We start from the raw sequence: 18,139 nt of genomic DNA, 5'->3' as shown, positions 1-18,139 counted from the left end.
AAAACGATTCCTTATGTTACTTTATTTTTATCTTTACGCAACCGTTTTCATAAATCTATTTTAATAAAAGCGTTTTCACTTTGCAATAGAAATTTATTTTTTTTCATAAAAAAAGATGCTCAAAGAGCATCCTTTTTTATTATGAAATGCGATAAACCCTTGTTTCATAAGGTTTTAAAGCAATTGTTGTTACTTCTTCATGTTCCGCAACTTCATAGTTATTTAAAAGCAAACGTTTGCGTTCTAGTGCAAATAAATCCTCATTATACACTGCTTCCTCTTTTGAGATATTACTAATTACAATGACTTTTTCATCCTGTAACGTACGTGTATATGCATAAATTTGTGGATCGTCTTCTAAAAGTAAATCGTACGTACCATAGTTCAGTACATCGTGCTCTTTTTTCAGGGCAATCATTTTCTTATAGAAATTGAAAATAGACTTTTCTTCATTTTTTTGCTTTTCAACATTAATTTCTTTGTAATTTGGATTCATGCTAAACCAAGGTGTACTTGTTGTGAAACCAGCATTCATCTCATCATTCCACTGCATAGGTGTACGTGAATTATCGCGGCAAGAAGCCCATATAATCTCCATCATATCTTGATGTGGTACGCCCTCTGCAATTTTCTCGCGATATAAGTTTTTAATTGCTACATCATCGTAATCTTCAATATTTGGTAACTGAACATTTGTCATACCAATTTCTTGTCCTTGATAAATAAACGGTGTACCGTGCATAAAGAAATACATCGCTCCTAGAGCTGTTGCACTTTCACGCCAATATTGTTTATCATCTCCCCATGTTGAAACGATACGTGGTTTATCGTGATTTTCAATATATAAAGCGTTCCATCCTTTATTCTCTAATCCTTTTTGCCATTTCGTTAATACTTTTTTCAATCCTACAACATCAAGGTCTTTCTTCTTCTCTGCATCCCATAAACTTAAATGTTCAAACTGGAATACCATATTGAACTTACCTTGCTCTTCTCCAACCCAAAGCTCAGCATCTTCAATCTTAACGCCATTTGCTTCACCAACAGTCATAATATCGTACTTAGAGAATGTATTTTCTTTTAGCTCTTCTAATAAAGGTTGAATACCTTTCACATTCATATGTTTATCAAAAGATGGCACATATTTTAACTCTTTTGGATTTGGCATATCCTTAAGGCCTTCTTCTTTTTTAATATGACTGATCGCATCAACGCGGAAACCATCAATACCTTTATCAAGCCACCAATTAACCGTATCATATAGTACTTCGCGAACTTCTTTATTCTCCCAGTTCAAATCTGGTTGTTTACGTGAGAATAGATGTAAATAATATTGTTCTGTTTCTTCATCATATTCCCATGCCGAACCATTAAAAATACTTTCCCAGTTGTTTGGCTCCGCACCATCTTTACCATCATGCCAAATATACCAATCACGCTTCGGATTATCTTTAGATGAACGTGATTCAATAAACCATGGATGTTCATCACTCGTATGATTAATAACTAAATCAATAATAAGCTTCATATCACGCTTATGAACTTCATCTAGTAAAGCATCAAAGTCTGCCATTGTACCAAACTCATCCATAATATCTTGATAATCACTAATATCATAACCATTATCATCATTAGGTGACTTATACATTGGACAAATCCAAATTACATCTATACCTAAATCTTTTAAATAATCCAGTTTTGCAATAATACCTTGTAAATCTCCAATACCATCACCATTTGAATCCATAAAGCTTCGTGGATAAATTTGATAAGCAACTGCTTCTTTCCACCATGTCTTATTCATAGTCCTTCTCTCCTTTTGCATCCCATCAGAATTTTATGCAAACGTTTTCGTAACACTATCATAACAAAATATGAACAGTTTGCAACTGTTTTCATTGAACTCTATGTAGATTCTTTATTCTTATGCTTTATTTATTTCTCACAAAGGTAAATCTCATTCTCCACCTCTCCTTGTCCACGCGTATTACAGACATTTTTCATATATTAATAAAAAGCTCTGATTATTTTGGAAAGGAGTAAGAAATTGAAGCAAACAAAATTAACAGGTCGTATCGTTGTTCCCACAGATCCTGACTACAATGTAGCCCGAATGAATTTAAATTTAAGTATTCCAAAACTCCCTTGTATTATTGTTTTTTGTCAAAATAACAAGGATATCTGTAACGCCTTAAAATGGGCACGTGAACGTCATATACCATTTCGGTTAAGAAGTGGACGTCATAGCTATGAAAATTTTTCTCTTTTAAATAGAGGACTTATTATTGATGTGAGTGAAATGCATCGCATTACTGTTAATACAAAGAAATTAACAGCAACAATTGAGGCTGGTGCAAATCTTGGCACTGTTTATAAAGAACTTTGGAATTACGGTGTTACAATTCCTGCTGGTACAAGTGCAAGCGTTGGAGTTGTTGGATTAGCACTTGGCGGTGGTATTGGTATGCTTTCGCGCTTATTTGGATTAACATGTGATCAATTAATGGAAGTGGAAATGGTACAAGCTTGTGGAAAATTTGGTGCAAAACTCATTCGTGCAAATGAACAAGAAAACTCTAACCTTTTTTGGGCATGCCGTGGTGGCGGTGGTGGAAACTTCGGAATTGTCACTTCCTTAACTTTTCGAGTCCACCCGATAAAAAATGTATCAATTTTCTCAATTACATGGGAATGGGAAGACTTTATTGCTGCATTTCAAGCGTGGCAAAACTGGGCACCTTATATAGATGAACGTCTCACTTCATCGATCGAATTATTCGCCAAGCAACGAAATAAAATTGAAGCACAAGGCGAGTTTGTCGGTTCTCCCTCTGAACTCCATTCCCTATTATCCCCTCTTCTTGAAACTGGTAGCCCCTCTCTCTTTATAGAAGAAGTTCCTTATATAAAGGCTGTCGAATTTTTTAATGGCGGTAACATCCCTGAAAATTTCAAGCGCTCTGGTTCCTATGTCTATAAACCTATTCCCCTTAAAGGCATTCAAATCATGCAATACTTTCTTTCTCATGCACCAAATAAAGATGCTAGTATTTGGCATCAATCGCTCATAGGTGCTGTTGAAAATATTTCGCCGAATGAAACGGCTTATTTTCATCGTAAAGCAATTATTGCTCAAGAATACATTACCTCTTGGAAATGCGATGATGAAGAAAATCAAAATATACGCTGGGTTAAAGATTTACGAGAAAGCTTAGATCCTTATACACTAGGTGACTATGTGAACTGGCCCGATATCGACATTAAAAATTGGCAAACTAGTTATTATGGCTCTAACTTTCACAGATTGCGTAAAGTAAAAACCATGTATGATCCTTGTGATGTTTTTCATTTCCAACAAAGTATTCCTCCTTTTCATACGTGAAACAAGGGGATAACATAAAAAATCATCCAATATACCGTTACCTTGCAGTATGTTGGATGATTCAAGTTGATTTTCTATATCGTTTCAAATTATTGCTCCTACTCATAAACTTTTACTTACAGATTAATTGTACTTCGTATCATTTTCATGCAATAAATGTAATTTAATATCTGGTACTTTATCTTTTTCAATACCATTATTATAAGAAACAGGAACTTGAAATTCGAATTGTTTTGTCTCGTGTTTTTGTAAATAGACTGGTTTCGGTACTGAATAACTTTTTGAATTCTCGTTTGCATTATCATATAAAACAACTTTTAATGCTTGTGAATGATTACGATAATTTTTTAAAGTAACAATGCACTTCGGTTCGATATTATCTTCATTTTTCTCCATTCTACACTGGCTATCTTCTTTTTTATATTCTATTGCTTCTACCCCTGTTTTTCCTGCGTAGTACCATGTTTTATTTAATGTCTGGATGATGTTATTTAAAATAAACGGCATCATTAAAATCAAAATACTAATGCCTACTACTTTTATCTTATTCATTTTTCTAAATGTACTAGACTCCTTTTTTCCTAGCCATTTTAAAAATAATATAAATGCAATTACATGTAGTATGAAAGAAACAATCAATATATTTGAGACTTTATAATCCATATAAACATACGTATGTATTGGAACCTTATAGACATTGAATAGTTTTTCCCCAATTAATTCATTATCATTTGGAATTTTTAATAATAACAAAACCCCTATACTGTAAAAAATAGCTACTAATCGATCATACTCAATACGAATCATTCTTTCTCCCCTTCACTTTGTTTTTTATTATCGATTTTAGCTATTATTACCATACTATACAATCTTTTTATAGAGGATAACGTAAAAAAGTTCCTTATAAATATATAAAGAACCTTATTAATATACATTATGAATTAAAAAATCAATATACAATTTTCACATTGAGATTTCTTCAAAATATGTTGGATTGTGTATTGTAATTTTTTTATCTAAAATTGTAACAATGCTATCATTTTTTAATTGTTTTAATACGCTGCTAACTGTCTCTCGAGATGTTCCAGATATTTTGGATATTTCAATTGTTGTAAGTGGACATGAAATTACAATCTTTTCCCCACTCTGTTCTCCTAAATCCTGCATTAAATAATTTAACGTTTGGATAACACGATCTTGTGCATTAGGAATTGTAATATTTTGCACTCGATTTTCATTCAATTTTAATATAGATGATAATTGCTGAACAACGTACATCAATTGCGTTCTGCTGGATTTTACCATATCTTCAAAGATTACCGTTGGAATATAATATACCTCCACATCCGTCATTGCTTCTGCTGTATAGTTATATCCTCTGTCTGTAAACATACCACCATAAGGAAAAATAGAATACCGCTTTACATAGTCATCGTATAATAAGTTCCCATTTTGATTAACCCGCTCTAACTTTACAAAACCATCTAACATGAAGTAAATTCTTTCCCTTGAATCCCCTTCTAAAAATAAAAATTGACCTTTTTTATAAGTTCGCCAATAAACAAACTCTGTTAAGCCTTTCAATTTTTTTTCTGTTAAATGAGCAAATAATTCGAACTGCTTTAAGTCTTTCACTACGTTCCGTCTATTCATAAAATTCCCTCTCTCTTGCTGTATGTTGGAGCGAAAAATCAAGAAAGCGTATTCAATTTGAATTTTATCATAATTAACTTATATATTCAGATTTCATCATGAAAACTTTATGAACAATGAGTACAAAAAATATTAATAAATAAAAAGAATGAAGTTATTAACTCCATTCTTTTTTTACTACTAAGTAGCGTACATAATAATTTAAACATACATGCATACATTCTGTTTTGAAATAATAGTACCGGCTTTTTCTTCTAGTGCTTCATATACTTTTTCTAAAGACGTAATAATTGTTTTTCTTTTTGGATTTGTATTAACAAAATTAATAGCAGCTTCAATTTTTGGAAGCATGCTTCCCGCAGCAAATTGTTGTTCTTCAATATATTCTTCTAATTGATTCACTGTGACATGCTCTAATTTTTTTTGATTCGGTTGATTATAATTTACATACACATGATCAACTGCAGTTAAAATAACGAGCGTATCGGCATCTACTAATTCTGCTAATTTCTGCGCAGCGAAATCTTTATCGATAACCGCTTCAGTTCCTTTTAACCCTTCTTCAGAATCAATTACTGGAATTCCACCTCCGCCAACAGCTATCACTATGTTTCCATCTTCGACCAAAGAATTAATCACTTTATGTTCATGAATACTTACAGGCTTCGGTGATGGAACAACACGTCTCCATCCTCTACCAGCATCTTCTTTAAACACTGCTTTCGTTTCATCCATTAATCTTCTGGCCTCTTCTTCTGTATAAAAAGGACCAATTGGTTTAGTTGGATTTTTAAATGCCTCATCTTTTTTATCCACAACAACGCGTGTTATAACCGTTGCTACATCTTTGTTTATATTACGCTTTTTCAATGCCTTTTCGATTGCATTTTCCATCCAATATCCAATCATCCCTTGGCTCATTGCCCCACAAGTATCTAATGGCATTGCAGGTGTCTTTTCCGTTTCTGCAGCTTTTTGCTGTAATAAAATATTCCCCACTTGTGGGCCATTTCCATGCGCAATTACTATATCCACATCATTTTCCATTATTTTCACAAGTTGTTCCGCTGTTTTTTCCAACGCTTCTTGCTGCGCTCCCGCAGTAGCTTCTCCAGACTGTATCGCATTTCCCCCTAGTGCAACTACAATTTTTCTTCGTGCCATATTTCAGCCCTCCAGTTCATTTCGCTTTCACAGCGCTTTATAAAGTAATACTGCCTGTAATTAATCCATAAATCGCAAAGAATGCTAAAGCACCAATTGCTACGGATGATGCTAATTCCACTCGAGTAAATATTTGCTTCGAACTCTTTTGCTTTTGAACATTGTAAAAAATAAAAATACCTGGCGCATATAAAGTCATTGTTAATAATAAATACTCTAAACCGGCTGCATAAACTAACCACACGCCATAAATACTTGCGATCAAGCCAATTATTATATTTTTATTTCGATCTGCTTCTTCAGACTTTAAGCTATGCTTCAGTTGATAAAATGCTGAAAAAGCATATGGGATTAAAATGGCTGAAGATGCTAAAGAGAATGCAAAGTTATACGCCTGATCAGAAACGACGAATGTTAACAAGAATATTTGAATTAAACCATTTGTTATCCATAATGAATTTACTGGAGCCTTATTTTTATTTTCTTTTGCGAACCATTTTGGAAATACTCCATCTTTAGCGGCTAAATATGGAATTTCAGAAGCGAGCAAAGTCCACCCTAACCAAGCACCTAACACAGAGATGACTAAACCTAAATTAATAAAAATAGCACCCCATTTTCCAACAACACTTTCAAATAAATAAGCCATAGCCGGATTTTTCAAACCAGCAATATCTGCTTGTTGCATAAGTCCAAGAGACAATAATGTGATTAAAATGTAAATGATGAGTGTACCAATTAAACCAATAACCGTTGCTTTCCCTACATCACTTCTATTTTTTGCTCGACTGGATAAAACAACAGCCCCTTCTACCCCAATAAATACCCATAGAGTTACAAGCATTGTACTTTTAACTTGGCTGCCAACTGCTCCCCATGAAAAAGAACCAGTTTGCCCCCAAAATCCATCTAAGAATGTATCAATATGAAACGCGAAGATTCCTATGACAATAAATACAAATACAGGTACTAATTTTGCGATTGTAGTTACTAAATTCACAAGTGCTGCTGATTGAACTCCACGTAAAATTAACATGTGAACACACCACAATAATACGCTTGCACCAATAATGGATTCTACATTTTGACCGCCTTCAAAGATCGGGAAGAAATATCCTAATGAAGAAAATAATAATGTACCGTAAGCTACATTCCCAAGCCAAGCAGATAGCCAGTATCCCCACGCACTATTAAACCCCATAAAATTACCAAATCCTGCTTTTGCATAGCTAAAAATACCACCATCTAAATCTGGCCGTTTTACAGTTAGATTTTGAAAAGATAATCCAAGTGCAATCATCCCAATTCCTGTTATAACCCAGCCAATAATAATGGCTCCAGCACCAGCACCTTTTGCCATATCACTCGCTAAATTAAAGGCTCCACCGCCAATCATAGACCCAACTACAAGAGCCGTTAGTGTAAACAACCCTAATTTCTTATCTTCACCCATTCCACTCACCTCTCTTTAATTGCAATAACAATACAAAAGCAATAGTGAATGATAGTGTCTAAAGGAGGAGAAAGAAGAAAGGAAGACTCCCTTTCTTCTTTACTCCATGTTTCCTAAAGTAGCTGCCATAACCGCTTTAATTGTATGCATTCTATTTTCAGCTTGATCAAATACTTTTGAATGTTTACTGCGGAATACTTCGTCAGTTACCTCCATTTCTTTCAACCCATATTTCTCGTAAACTTCTTCGCCATACATCGTTTCAACATCATGAAATGCAGGTAAACAATGTAAGAAAATCACGTTTTCATTCCCTGTTTCTTTAATCATTTTCATATTTACTTGATAAGGTCTCAATAACTCGACACGTTCAGCAAATTTTTCTTCTTCCCCCATAGACACCCATACATCTGTATAAATTACATCTGCATTCGCAACAGCTTCTTCCACATTACTTGTTATCATTACCTGTTCATTATATTTTTTTGCTAAATCAATTACTTCTTGTGCAGGCCATAAAGATTCTGGTGTGCAAATACGTACATCCATTCCAACGATTGCTCCACCAACTAGTAAGCTATTAGCAACATTATTTCGTCCATCTCCAACGTAAACGAGCTTCACATTTTTCAACTTCCCTACATGTTCTCTAATTGTTAATAAATCTGCTAGTGTTTGTGTTGGATGCCACATGTCTGTTAATCCATTCCAAACTGGCACACCAGAATTTTGTGCTAAAGATTCTACAGTCTCATGATTAAATCCACGAAACTCAATTCCGTCAAACATACGCCCTAACACTTTTGCTGTATCCTCTACGGATTCTTTTTTCCCAAGCTGAATATCACCTTTCCCTAAATATTCAGGATTCGCCCCTAAATCTGTACATGCTACCGTAAATGCACAGCGCGTACGAGTGGAGGTTTTTTCAAATAAGAGCGCTACATTCTTATCTTCTAAATAATGATGCGGGATACCATTTTTCTTTTTCTCTTTTAATTCTGCTGCCAAATCTAGAAAATATAACAATTCTTCTTGTGTAAAATCTTTTTCTGCTAGAAAGCTTCTTCCTTTTAAATTTGGTCTAGTCATTAACATACTTCATCCCTACTTTCTCCGTTATTTATACTAAATATCTTTACGAACAATTGGCATACTCATGCAACGTGGACCCCCACGACCACGAGATAATTCCGAACTTAGCACTTCAATTACTTCTATACCGTGCTCCCGTAATAACGTATTGGATACATAGTTGCGATCATATGTAACAACTACACCTGGTGCGATTGCTAATGTGTTCGAGCCATCATTCCATTGTTCACGAGCAGAAGCAATTACATCTCCTCCTCCACATGGAATAAGAACTAATTCACTTAAGCCTAATACCTCTTTTAATGCTTCCATTAAAGAAGTACGATGTGTAATTTTAAGAGTTTCCTCATCTGATCCTTTTTCTAAAATATAAATATTCATATTCCCTTTTGGCCCTTGAATGGCTGGATGAATTGTAAACTTGTCATAATCAACCATTGTAAATACTGTATCTAAATGCATAAATGCTCGGCATTTTGGAATTTCTATCGCTAACACTTTCTTAATTTTATTTTGTCGGCTAAAGAGATTTTTAGCTAAACGTTCAATTGCTTTAGCTGAAGTACGAGCAGACACTCCAATCGCAATTGTTTCTTCATTTAAAATTAGCTCGTCGCCACCTTCAATTGGAAATTTATAATCACGATCTAACCAGATTGGTACATTATGTTTTGCAAATCTTGGGTGATATTTAATGATGTACTCCATGAATAATGATTCACGTCTACGCGCTGGTTCTCTCATCTTATTTATCGTTAAGCCATCGCCCACGCTAGCTGCTGGATCACGAGTAAAATATAAATTAGGCATTGGATCTAAGTAAAACGGATAATGATCTTCCATTAATTCATATAAATGTGTCTTCTTACTTGTTTCAATTTCGCTTTTCCGTACACCGCCCATAATTTTTTGAATTAATTCTTCATTTGAAAAGGAAAGTAAATATTCTTTTAAAGTTTGATGTGCAACATTTACGTCGGCCTGTCCTTCTTTTAAAATACGATCAACAAATTCTTCTCGAAGTTTTTTATCTACTAACGCCTCAGCGGCTAGTTTTTCTAAATAAAGAACTTCAACACCCCGATTGCGTAACGTTTGTGCAAAATAATCATGCTCTTTTTGAATAATTGGTAAGTATGGAATATCGTCAAATAATAATTGCTGCAAATAATCTGGCGTCAAGTTTTCCACTTCTTTACCCGGTCGTTTTAATAAAACCGTTTGTAATTCCCCAATTTCTGAAGTAACATGTATCGGATGTTTCATTTGTTGTACCTCCTTTTAAATATGTTTGATGTCTTACAAGTACATAATAAATGCTCTGCACTTTCATCTTTGTGAAAGCATCCACATTATCATTGTGAAATATTAAACAAGTTATTTTTTTAAAATCATACGAATTTGTATTTTTATAACAAACTTTCTCGCTTTTTCAATAAAAAACACATATATTACGCATATATGTTGAATATTTAACTTCCGTATTTAAACAAAAATCCTGTTTTTAATTTTATTAAAAACAGGATTTTTGCATCTAAATAATTAAATTTAATCTTTCTTCTATAATCTCCCTATCTGATTTCGACTGTGAAATTATAAGGCATGTATCATTTCCACATATACATCCTATTTTTTCTTTCCAATCTAACTCATCAAATAAAACACCAATAACATGTGCATTACCAGGTAATGTTTTAATAACCATTAATTGATCTACACAATCAATTTTCACAACAACTTCTCGTAATTTTTTCTTTAACTTTATATCAGTTTGTAAATGCTCTTCTGAGAAAACTTTATATATCATTAATCCTTCTTGAGAAGGTACCTTCGTTAAGTTTAACTCACGAATATCGCGAGAAACCGTAGCTTGTGTTACTAATACATCTTTTTTTGCTAACAATTCTACTAATCTTTCTTGCTTATCTATTTCATACTCCTTTACAAATTGTTTAATTAACCGTTGTCTTTTTTCTTTTTTCATAAAAGACACCCCTTTTAATATTATAGCTCGCTATAATTTTCATTCGAAAGGGAGAGAAAAGAATGTTGCGGAAACGTTCATAGTTTAACTGTAAATATTAAATCAAACTAAATAAAAAAGAGAAGAACAGCATTCTGTTCTTCCTTTTACATTGAAAATCGTTCAATTGTTTGTTTCAAATCAGTTGCTTGCTTCTCTAAATCCTTTAATAATTGATCGATTACTATCATATTTTTAGACTGTTGTAGCGTCACACGCGCCACTTCTTGCGAACCAGCTGACGTTTCTTCAGCAATTGCTGCTACAGCTTTTGTTTGTGCTCCTGTTTGATGAATATGGCTCACTTGTTCATTCATATAACTACTAATTTGCTGAGTTGCATCGGCTACTTCCATAACACTTGATGACATTTCTTTTAAAATTAATTCCGTAGCTTCCCCACGTTTCGCCTCTTCTTTAGCTATTTTCACTTGTTCTGTCATTTTCATTGCAACTTGTTGTACTTCATCTTGCATATTCCGTAATAACTGAGATATGTTTCTTGCAGAATGATCACTTTCATCAGCAAGTTTACGTACTTCTTCCGCAACAACCGCAAAACCTCTTCCATGCTCTCCTGCGCGAGCTGCTTCAATAGAAGCATTTAGTGCTAATAAATTCGTTTGGCTAGCAATCGCACTCACAACAGACACAATATGTTCTACTTGTTTCATTCGTTCTTCTAACTTCTGTACATTTTGCATGGAATCTTCATTTTCTTTTGCCAATGTTTGAATACCTTGAATTAAAGACGTAAAGACACGAGTACTATGCCCTAAAGCTTGAACCATTTCTGAAGACAACGTATCAGACTGCTTCGCTTTTTCTTCTACTTCACTTGCAATAGACGTCGTTGTATCAACAGCAGAAACAATTGCTTGAATTGATGCTGCTGATTGCTCAGCGCCTGAAGAAATCTCTGCAAGAGTCTCAGATACACCTTGCGCTTGTCTCGTTGCTTCGCCTGTTTGTTTTCTAATCTGCTGTACTTGATTGTTTGTATAAGAAAATGTTGTATCAATATTTTTTACCATGCCCCTTAAGTTTCCTAACATCATATTAAATGCAACACTTAAAGATTTAATTTCATCATCTGTCTTCGGTAATGGAACATCTTCACGAATATCACCCTCAGCTGCTTTTCTTGCCGCCTCCTCTAACTTTCGAAGCGGTTTAATTAAAAATACGGCTGCTCCATATGCTAAAATTCCAGACCATACTACCCCTAATAACATAACGATAATATTATATACAGTTTGACTTACATAACTTTGAAAATAATCGTATATCACATAAATAAAAAATATACTTGTTGAATATGTAATGAAAGCTAAAACTGTAGTGAATAGCATAAGTTGTGTACGTAATCCAAAAGAAAATGTTTTCCTTTCTTTTTCCATCTTCCCTTTCCCCCTTTTTATAAGCAATATAAATACTACCTATATATTATTATCCATATTTTCATTATAGAAGGATATAGGGATTTTAAAAATTATTATTTCTTTGAATATCAAATTGCACGAAAAAAATAAAGGATTCTGACAATTTATGACTAATAACAGAAATAAGGGGCAACATTTGTAAAATATATTTTTAACTGGGGGTTTTGTATGATTCAAGTTCGAAATCTAGTAAAATCATTCGGTTCACTTGATGTGTTAAAAGGAATTGATTTAGAAGTAAAAGAAAAAGAAGTTGTTGTTTTAATTGGTGCCAGTGGTTCTGGTAAAAGTACATTACTTCGCTGTCTTAACTTTTTAGAAATGTACGATGAAGGCGAAATTCACTTACAAGGTGAGCGAATTGATCCAAAGCATTCAAATTTAAATAAAGTCCGTGAAAATGTCGGTATGGTTTTTCAGCACTTTAACCTCTTTCCTCATATGACCTCACTAGAAAACATCATAGAAGCACCTATTCACGTAAAAAAATTAGAGAAAGCAAATGCAAAGGATATTGGAAATCAACTTCTCCAAAAAGTCGGCCTTCAAGATAAAGCGGATGTAACTCCTCATCTTCTTTCAGGTGGTCAAAAACAGCGCATTGCCATTGCACGAGCTCTTGCAATGAGCCCTAAGATTATGCTATTTGATGAACCTACCTCAGCTTTAGACCCTGAACTTGTTGGAGAAGTATTGCAAGTTATGAAAGAACTTGCTGAAGAAGGGATGACAATGGTTATTGTTACTCATGAAATGAATTTCGCAAGAGACGTAGCTGATCGCGTCATCTTTATGGATGATGGAAAGATTGTAGAAGATGCTACGCCAGCACAATTCTTTTCAGCTCCATCACATGAACGAGCAAAACAATTTTTACGCAACGTTTTATAATGTAACTTCTGTTTCAAACGAAAAGGAATACATTCATACGGTGCACAACTAATCATCCAAATAAAATATTTCAATAACATACTAAAAAACCATCCGTATGATCAATATATAGGAGGGGTTTTATGAAAAGAAAACTATTAACCATTGTTGCGAGCATTACACTATGTACATCCTTCATACTAGGAGCTTGTAGCAAAGAAAGCTCTACTACTTCATCAAATAGTGAAAAAGAATTTCGCTATGCGATGAGTGGATTATACAAACCTTTTAACTATAAAGAAAATGACGGCAAACTTGTCGGCTTTGATGTAGAAATCGGTGAAGCTCTTGCTAAAAAGATGAACATGAAGGCTACGCCCGTTACAAACCCATGGGAAACGCTAATTCAAGGTCTTCAAGCGAAGAAATATGATGTAATACTGGGTAGTATGGCAATTACAGAGGAGCGCTTAAAAGCTGTTAGTTTCTCAAATCCGTACTATCGCTCTGGCGCCCAAATTTTTGTGGCTAAAAAGAATACCGCTATCTCTTCTCCAGAAGATTTAAAAGGTAAGAAAATTGGTGTTGTAAAAGCTAGTACCTTTAAAAATCTTGTTGCAAAATATACAGATCAAATCACAGAATATGACAGCGATATTACTGCTCTTATGGACTTAGAGCCTGGGCGTGTCGACGCAGTAATTACGGATCAAATGGTTGGTCTACGTATGATAAAAGAAGGAAAATCAAATATAAAAGAAGCCGGAAAACCATTAAATCTTGATGAAATGGGAATTGCTATTCGCAAAGATGATAAAGAAATGGTTGAGAAAGTAAATAAAGCGTTAGATGAAATCATTAAAGATGGTACTTATGAAAAAATCAGTAAAAAATGGTTCGGGCGTAATATTCTTGGTGAAGAGGAAAAAACGAAGTAAGTAAGTTAGCCATTCAAAAGATTCATAAACAGTGCCCCACTGATTAAGTATTCATTTTATGTGGGGCATTTCATTCTCTACTAAAATCTATACAATATGAGGTGAAACGCATGTTTGAAATTTTTATCTCTTCCTATCCCACACTCTTAAAAGCTACTATTGTCACATTACAATTAACATTAACTTCCCTAGTACTCGGTTCATTAATTGGATTATTATTCGCTTTCTTTCGAATCTCTAACAATAAAGTTTTAAATAGTATCGCTCATGTCTACATTGCTATTATTCGTGGTACACCTTTAATTGTTCAAATTGCCATTCTCTATTTTGGAATTACATCCGTTGTTGTTTTCACCCCTTTTTGGGCAGGTGCAATCGCTTTAGCAATTCATAACGGAGCATATATTACGGAAATTTTCCGTGGATCTATTCAATCCGTTGACCGGGGACAATTAGAAGCAGCTCGCTCTTTAGGCATGCCTTACCCTTTAGCTATGCGACGAATTATATTACCACAAGCATTTCGTCTGTCTCTTCCTCCTCTAGGAAACCAATTTATTATCGGATTAAAAGATTCTTCACTTGTTGCTTATGTAGGAATGTCCGAATTATGGGGTTCAGGTTTATCAATTGCAGCAGGTAACTTCCAACAATTAGATACTTACATAATCGTTGGTGCATACTATCTCGTACTTGTTCTTCTATTTACTTATTTCGTTAATCTTTTAGAAAAACGACTACAACGAAAAGAAACTAACTCCGTCCAATTCCATAAAAAGAACAAAAAGGAAGTTTCTTTATAAGAAAAAGCAAGCCTGAGATGGCTTGCTTTTTCACTGCAAAAATATATTAATTTTACTGATTTACTTTTTTAATACTCTCGTCTTCCTCTATATGTTCCTCACGATATGAAATATTATGAGGATCTAGTCCATTTCCTAAAGAACCATAGAAATGCTCTCTATGCGGATCCACTAATTCACTTCCGTGATAATACACACGTGGTGTATTCCATAGGGCTGCTAATGCTTTTGTCATCGGCATTTCGTGATAACGTTCCGGCCACATTTCTTTAATCTTCTCTTTTACTAACGGATAGTATTTAGAGCTCATAGCAGGAAACAAATGGTGTTCTGTATGATATGAGAAATTGAAATGTAAAACGTCTACCCAGCGCGGCACTGTTACTGATAAACAGTTTGCTAACGGATCATTTACTGGAACAATTGGATTTAAGCGGTGATTTGTTGCGATATATGCCATTACAATAAAGTTAGCAATTAACAACGGAATGACATATGCAAATAACCATTTTCCAGGTCCCATAATAAACAATAAACTAATCCAAACTGTCCAAGGCAAAAGAAGTTGAAGCCATACAGATTTTTGATTGGATGACTTGAACTCTTTTATAAAATGAAAGAACATTCGAGTCGAATGCAATGTAAATTGAATTGTTAGTGACAGAAAACTAAAGAATGAACGTACATGTAGAGGCATACGATATACCCAACTCAAAAACTTACTCTTCTTAAGTTTCTCAAGTGTCGGCCATGCATCCGGATCATTCTCTTCATGCTGTGTATGAACATGATGCGTTGCATTATGCCACTTTCTCCAAAGCTTTGGCCCTGTTGATAATGGCATAAATGCAATCGCGCCTAAGAAGTCACGAAGCCATGCCTTTCTTACAACAGTTCCATGTAAAATTTCATGCCCTAAAAATCCTAGTGAAGCAAAACATAATCCAAGAACAATCGCAATTCCTAGATTCGCCCACACATTCAATTCAAATACACCAATCGATATTAATCCCGCCAATGCCACAAGCAAATAAGCCAGTCCACCAAATAAACGAGTAGGCACTGGTTTAAATGCTTTTTTCGGCAAATGTGGTGATACACGTGCTGCATACCACCCAAACGTATGAAGCTCCTTCATCCTTTTGCCCCTTTCTTATGCCGCGCCTTGCGCAACTTACATATATCAATTCTTGCTTCCAGATTGATTTTACTAGATGATCCCAAAAGCATCTATTATAAGGAAAATATACTCACTCTATCGTCACTTATTTTTCGCTTTTATTATCAATGAAAAACATTTCTCTTTTTACCCTCTATCAACCTTTCCACATGATGAATCATAACAATAGAATTTCTATATTGTCAACAACTTTTATGACCTAGTAATAAAAGTTGGTTATATTTTTATAATCATACTTTATTTCACTAAAGAAAATGTATAGATTTCATAAGGATTTACCCACTATATATAGACATTTTCTTAAACGGCATAGACTCTATCTCATTCAATAACTCTCTATGTAATCAACAAACAGAATCATTTGAATTTAGTTTTATATAAATCCTACTTCTTCATAATGCCCCACCTAATTAATTATATTAAAATAATTTATACCCTCTTTTAATAAAAATAGACTTCCTCTAAAACAACACACATGAATTTCATATAATATGGAAATATTAAAAGGAAAATTGTTCTAAAATCAGGAGGTTTCCACAATGACAGGTGATACATTCCCACAACTGCCGCTATCTTATTGGATTGAATCTACTCAATTTCCTACTTTCCCTCGTTTATCCGAAAATATAAAGACGAAAGTTGCTATTATCGGTGCTGGTATTACAGGTATTACTACTGCCTATTTACTTGCAAAAGAAGGCATCGATGTTGTTTTAATTGATTCCGGTCGTATTTTAAACGGAACGACTGGGCATACAACAGCGAAAGTAACAGCACAACATGATCTTATTTATGATGAATTAATAAATCATTTCGGTGTAGAAAAGGCCCGGCTTTACTATGAATCAAATAATAAGGCTCTACAATTCATAAATAAAACTGTTCAAACATATAAAATCGACTGTAATTTCTCAAATGAAGATTCATATTTATATACAACTACTGATAACGGATTAAGAAATTTATCGAAAGAATATGAAGCTTATCAAAAATTAAATATACCTTGTGACTATGTTCAATCTCTATCGATTCCTATTCCAGTACAATCTGCGCTTGTAATGAAAAATCAAGCACAATTTCATCCCCTTCTTTATTTAAAAACACTTTTAGAAAAGTTTGTGGAGATGGGCGGAAAGGTCTACGAACAAACAACAGCCATGGATGTGGAAAAGGGCGATTATCCACAAATAATTACAAAAGAGGGCCATCATATCACTTGTGAATATGTCGTCTCTTGTTCACATTTTCCTTTTTATGATGCGAATAGCTTTTTCTTTACGCGAATGTACGCAGAACGCTCCTACGCTCTTGCAATAAAAGCAAAAACGGAGTATCCAGGTGGCATGTATTTAAGTATTGATGATCCAAAGCGCTCCTTACGCTATATAACAAACAATGGAGAAAAATTAATTTTGATTGGCGGAGAGAGTCATAAAACAGGTCAGGGAATAAATACGATGCTTCATTATGAAGCACTCTATTCTTTTGCTGAAGCCACTTTTGGAATAGATGAAGTTCCTTATAGATGGTCAGCACAAGATTTAATTACTCTAGATAAGCTTCCTTATATCGGACATATTAACGAAAGAAATCCAAATATATTTGTTGCAACTGGATATCGCAAATGGGGAATGACAACTGGAACTGCTGCCGCTCACCTACTGAAGGACTCCATCCTAAAAGTTCACAGTCCCTATAAAGAACTGTATGCACCATCACGCTTCCATGCAAATCCAGATATAAAAACGTTCCTCTCCCAAAACATTGATGTTGCGAAACATTTAATTGCAGGAAAGATTGAAACCGCATTACGTAAGCCAGAAGATCTCGAAGTTGGTGAAGGATCTGTCGTACATGTTAACGGTAAACGAGCAGGTGCTTATAAGGACAAAGAAGGAAAATTACATATCGTCGATACAACTTGTACACATCTCGGCTGTGAAGTTGAATGGAATAATGGTGATTGTACTTGGGATTGCCCTTGCCATGGTTCTCGTTTTTCAATTGAGGGAGACGTTCTTGAAGGCCCAGCAGATCAACCGTTAAAACGAGTTGATAATGAGTAAACAAATAAAGAAGTTCAACAAAATTACTGTTGAACTTCTTTGTTTGTTATAAACCCTTTTCAGATAAAAT

The 18,139-nt window shown here is 34.3% G+C and carries 14 protein-coding genes and 2 pseudogenes; 5 read left to right on the top strand and 11 right to left on the bottom strand.

Translation table 11 applies throughout. From position 1 onward, the window contains the following. Positions 1–139 precede the first annotated feature (139 nt). Positions 140–1,804 (bottom strand): glycoside hydrolase family 13 protein, encoded by a 1,665-nt coding sequence (locus N2V79_RS02100; RefSeq protein ID WP_001044701.1) that lies wholly within the window; start codon positions 1,802–1,804, stop codon positions 140–142. Positions 1,805–2,047: 243 nt separating this feature from the next. Between N2V79_RS02100 and N2V79_RS02095 the strand changes: the two genes are divergently transcribed. Then, the gene (locus tag N2V79_RS02095; RefSeq protein ID WP_064532151.1) at positions 2,048–3,382 is read left to right on the top strand and encodes an FAD-dependent oxidoreductase; all 1,335 of its coding nucleotides are present in this window, start codon (positions 2,048–2,050) and stop codon (positions 3,380–3,382) included. A 123-nt stretch (positions 3,383–3,505) separates the two neighbouring features. Here N2V79_RS02095 and N2V79_RS02090 read toward each other — a convergent pair whose 3' ends face one another. From N2V79_RS02090 to N2V79_RS29165, 9 genes and pseudogenes are all read right to left on the bottom strand, one after another. After that, complete coding sequence (locus N2V79_RS02090; protein WP_053565357.1) at positions 3,506–4,189, bottom strand: hypothetical protein; 684 nt, start codon at positions 4,187–4,189, stop codon at positions 3,506–3,508. A gap of 156 nt (positions 4,190–4,345) precedes the next feature. After that, a complete protein-coding gene (locus N2V79_RS02085; protein WP_001081906.1) occupies positions 4,346–5,035 on the bottom strand; it encodes a Crp/Fnr family transcriptional regulator in 690 nt (229 codons plus the stop codon). A gap of 201 nt (positions 5,036–5,236) precedes the next feature. After that, a complete protein-coding gene (gene arcC / locus N2V79_RS02080; protein ID WP_340719537.1) occupies positions 5,237–6,199 on the bottom strand; it encodes a carbamate kinase in 963 nt (320 codons plus the stop codon). A gap of 37 nt (positions 6,200–6,236) precedes the next feature. Then, a complete protein-coding gene (arcD, locus tag N2V79_RS02075; protein WP_000503412.1) occupies positions 6,237–7,652 on the bottom strand; it encodes an arginine-ornithine antiporter in 1,416 nt (471 codons plus the stop codon). Between the two features lie 99 nt (positions 7,653–7,751). Further along, positions 7,752–8,750, bottom strand: a complete 999-nt coding sequence (gene argF / locus N2V79_RS02070; protein ID WP_000930283.1) for an ornithine carbamoyltransferase — start codon at positions 8,748–8,750, stop codon at positions 7,752–7,754. Between the two features lie 30 nt (positions 8,751–8,780). Beyond that, complete coding sequence (arcA, locus tag N2V79_RS02065) at positions 8,781–10,013, bottom strand: arginine deiminase (protein WP_000682344.1); 1,233 nt, start codon at positions 10,011–10,013, stop codon at positions 8,781–8,783. Positions 10,014–10,281: 268 nt separating this feature from the next. After that, positions 10,282–10,731, bottom strand: coding sequence for an arginine repressor (gene argR, locus N2V79_RS02060; protein WP_000711826.1), 450 nt, complete (start codon positions 10,729–10,731; stop codon positions 10,282–10,284). Positions 10,732–10,877: 146 nt separating this feature from the next. Beyond that, positions 10,878–11,450, bottom strand: a pseudogene (locus tag N2V79_RS29170) (methyl-accepting chemotaxis protein); the annotation flags it as partial. Positions 11,451–11,819: 369 nt separating this feature from the next. Next, a pseudogene (locus N2V79_RS29165) lies at positions 11,820–12,005 on the bottom strand (HAMP domain-containing protein); the annotation flags it as partial. A 375-nt stretch (positions 12,006–12,380) separates the two neighbouring features. On the opposite strand from N2V79_RS29165, the gene N2V79_RS02050 reads away from it, so the two are divergent. The 3 genes from N2V79_RS02050 (at position 12,381) to N2V79_RS02040 (ending at position 14,823) form a co-directional block, all read left to right on the top strand. Next, positions 12,381–13,103 carry an amino acid ABC transporter ATP-binding protein gene (locus tag N2V79_RS02050; protein WP_053565361.1) on the top strand — a complete coding sequence of 241 codons (723 nt, stop codon included), beginning with the start codon at positions 12,381–12,383 and terminating at the stop codon, positions 13,101–13,103. Positions 13,104–13,225: 122 nt separating this feature from the next. Then, on the top strand, positions 13,226–14,020 hold the full coding sequence (locus tag N2V79_RS02045; RefSeq protein WP_000823766.1) for an ABC transporter substrate-binding protein: 795 nt from the start codon (positions 13,226–13,228) through the stop codon (positions 14,018–14,020). 110 nt (positions 14,021–14,130) lie between these two features. Beyond that, positions 14,131–14,823 carry an amino acid ABC transporter permease gene (locus N2V79_RS02040; RefSeq protein WP_053565362.1) on the top strand — a complete coding sequence of 231 codons (693 nt, stop codon included), beginning with the start codon at positions 14,131–14,133 and terminating at the stop codon, positions 14,821–14,823. A gap of 52 nt (positions 14,824–14,875) precedes the next feature. Here the strand turns inward: N2V79_RS02040 and N2V79_RS02035 are convergent, their stop codons facing one another. Beyond that, the gene (locus tag N2V79_RS02035) at positions 14,876–15,961 is read right to left on the bottom strand and encodes a fatty acid desaturase family protein (RefSeq protein WP_000661219.1); all 1,086 of its coding nucleotides are present in this window, start codon (positions 15,959–15,961) and stop codon (positions 14,876–14,878) included. Positions 15,962–16,542: 581 nt separating this feature from the next. Between N2V79_RS02035 and N2V79_RS02030 the strand changes: the two genes are divergently transcribed. Next, a complete protein-coding gene (locus tag N2V79_RS02030; RefSeq protein ID WP_053565363.1) occupies positions 16,543–18,069 on the top strand; it encodes an FAD-dependent oxidoreductase in 1,527 nt (508 codons plus the stop codon). Positions 18,070–18,139 lie beyond the last annotated feature (70 nt).

Source organism: Bacillus sp. CH_70 (assembly GCF_038007045.1).
In the GTDB taxonomy this organism is placed as follows: Bacteria; Bacillota; Bacilli; order Bacillales; family Bacillaceae_G; genus Bacillus_A; species Bacillus_A cereus.
Note: the sequence above shows the minus strand (reverse complement) of the source record. Positions and strands in the feature narration are given on the sequence as shown.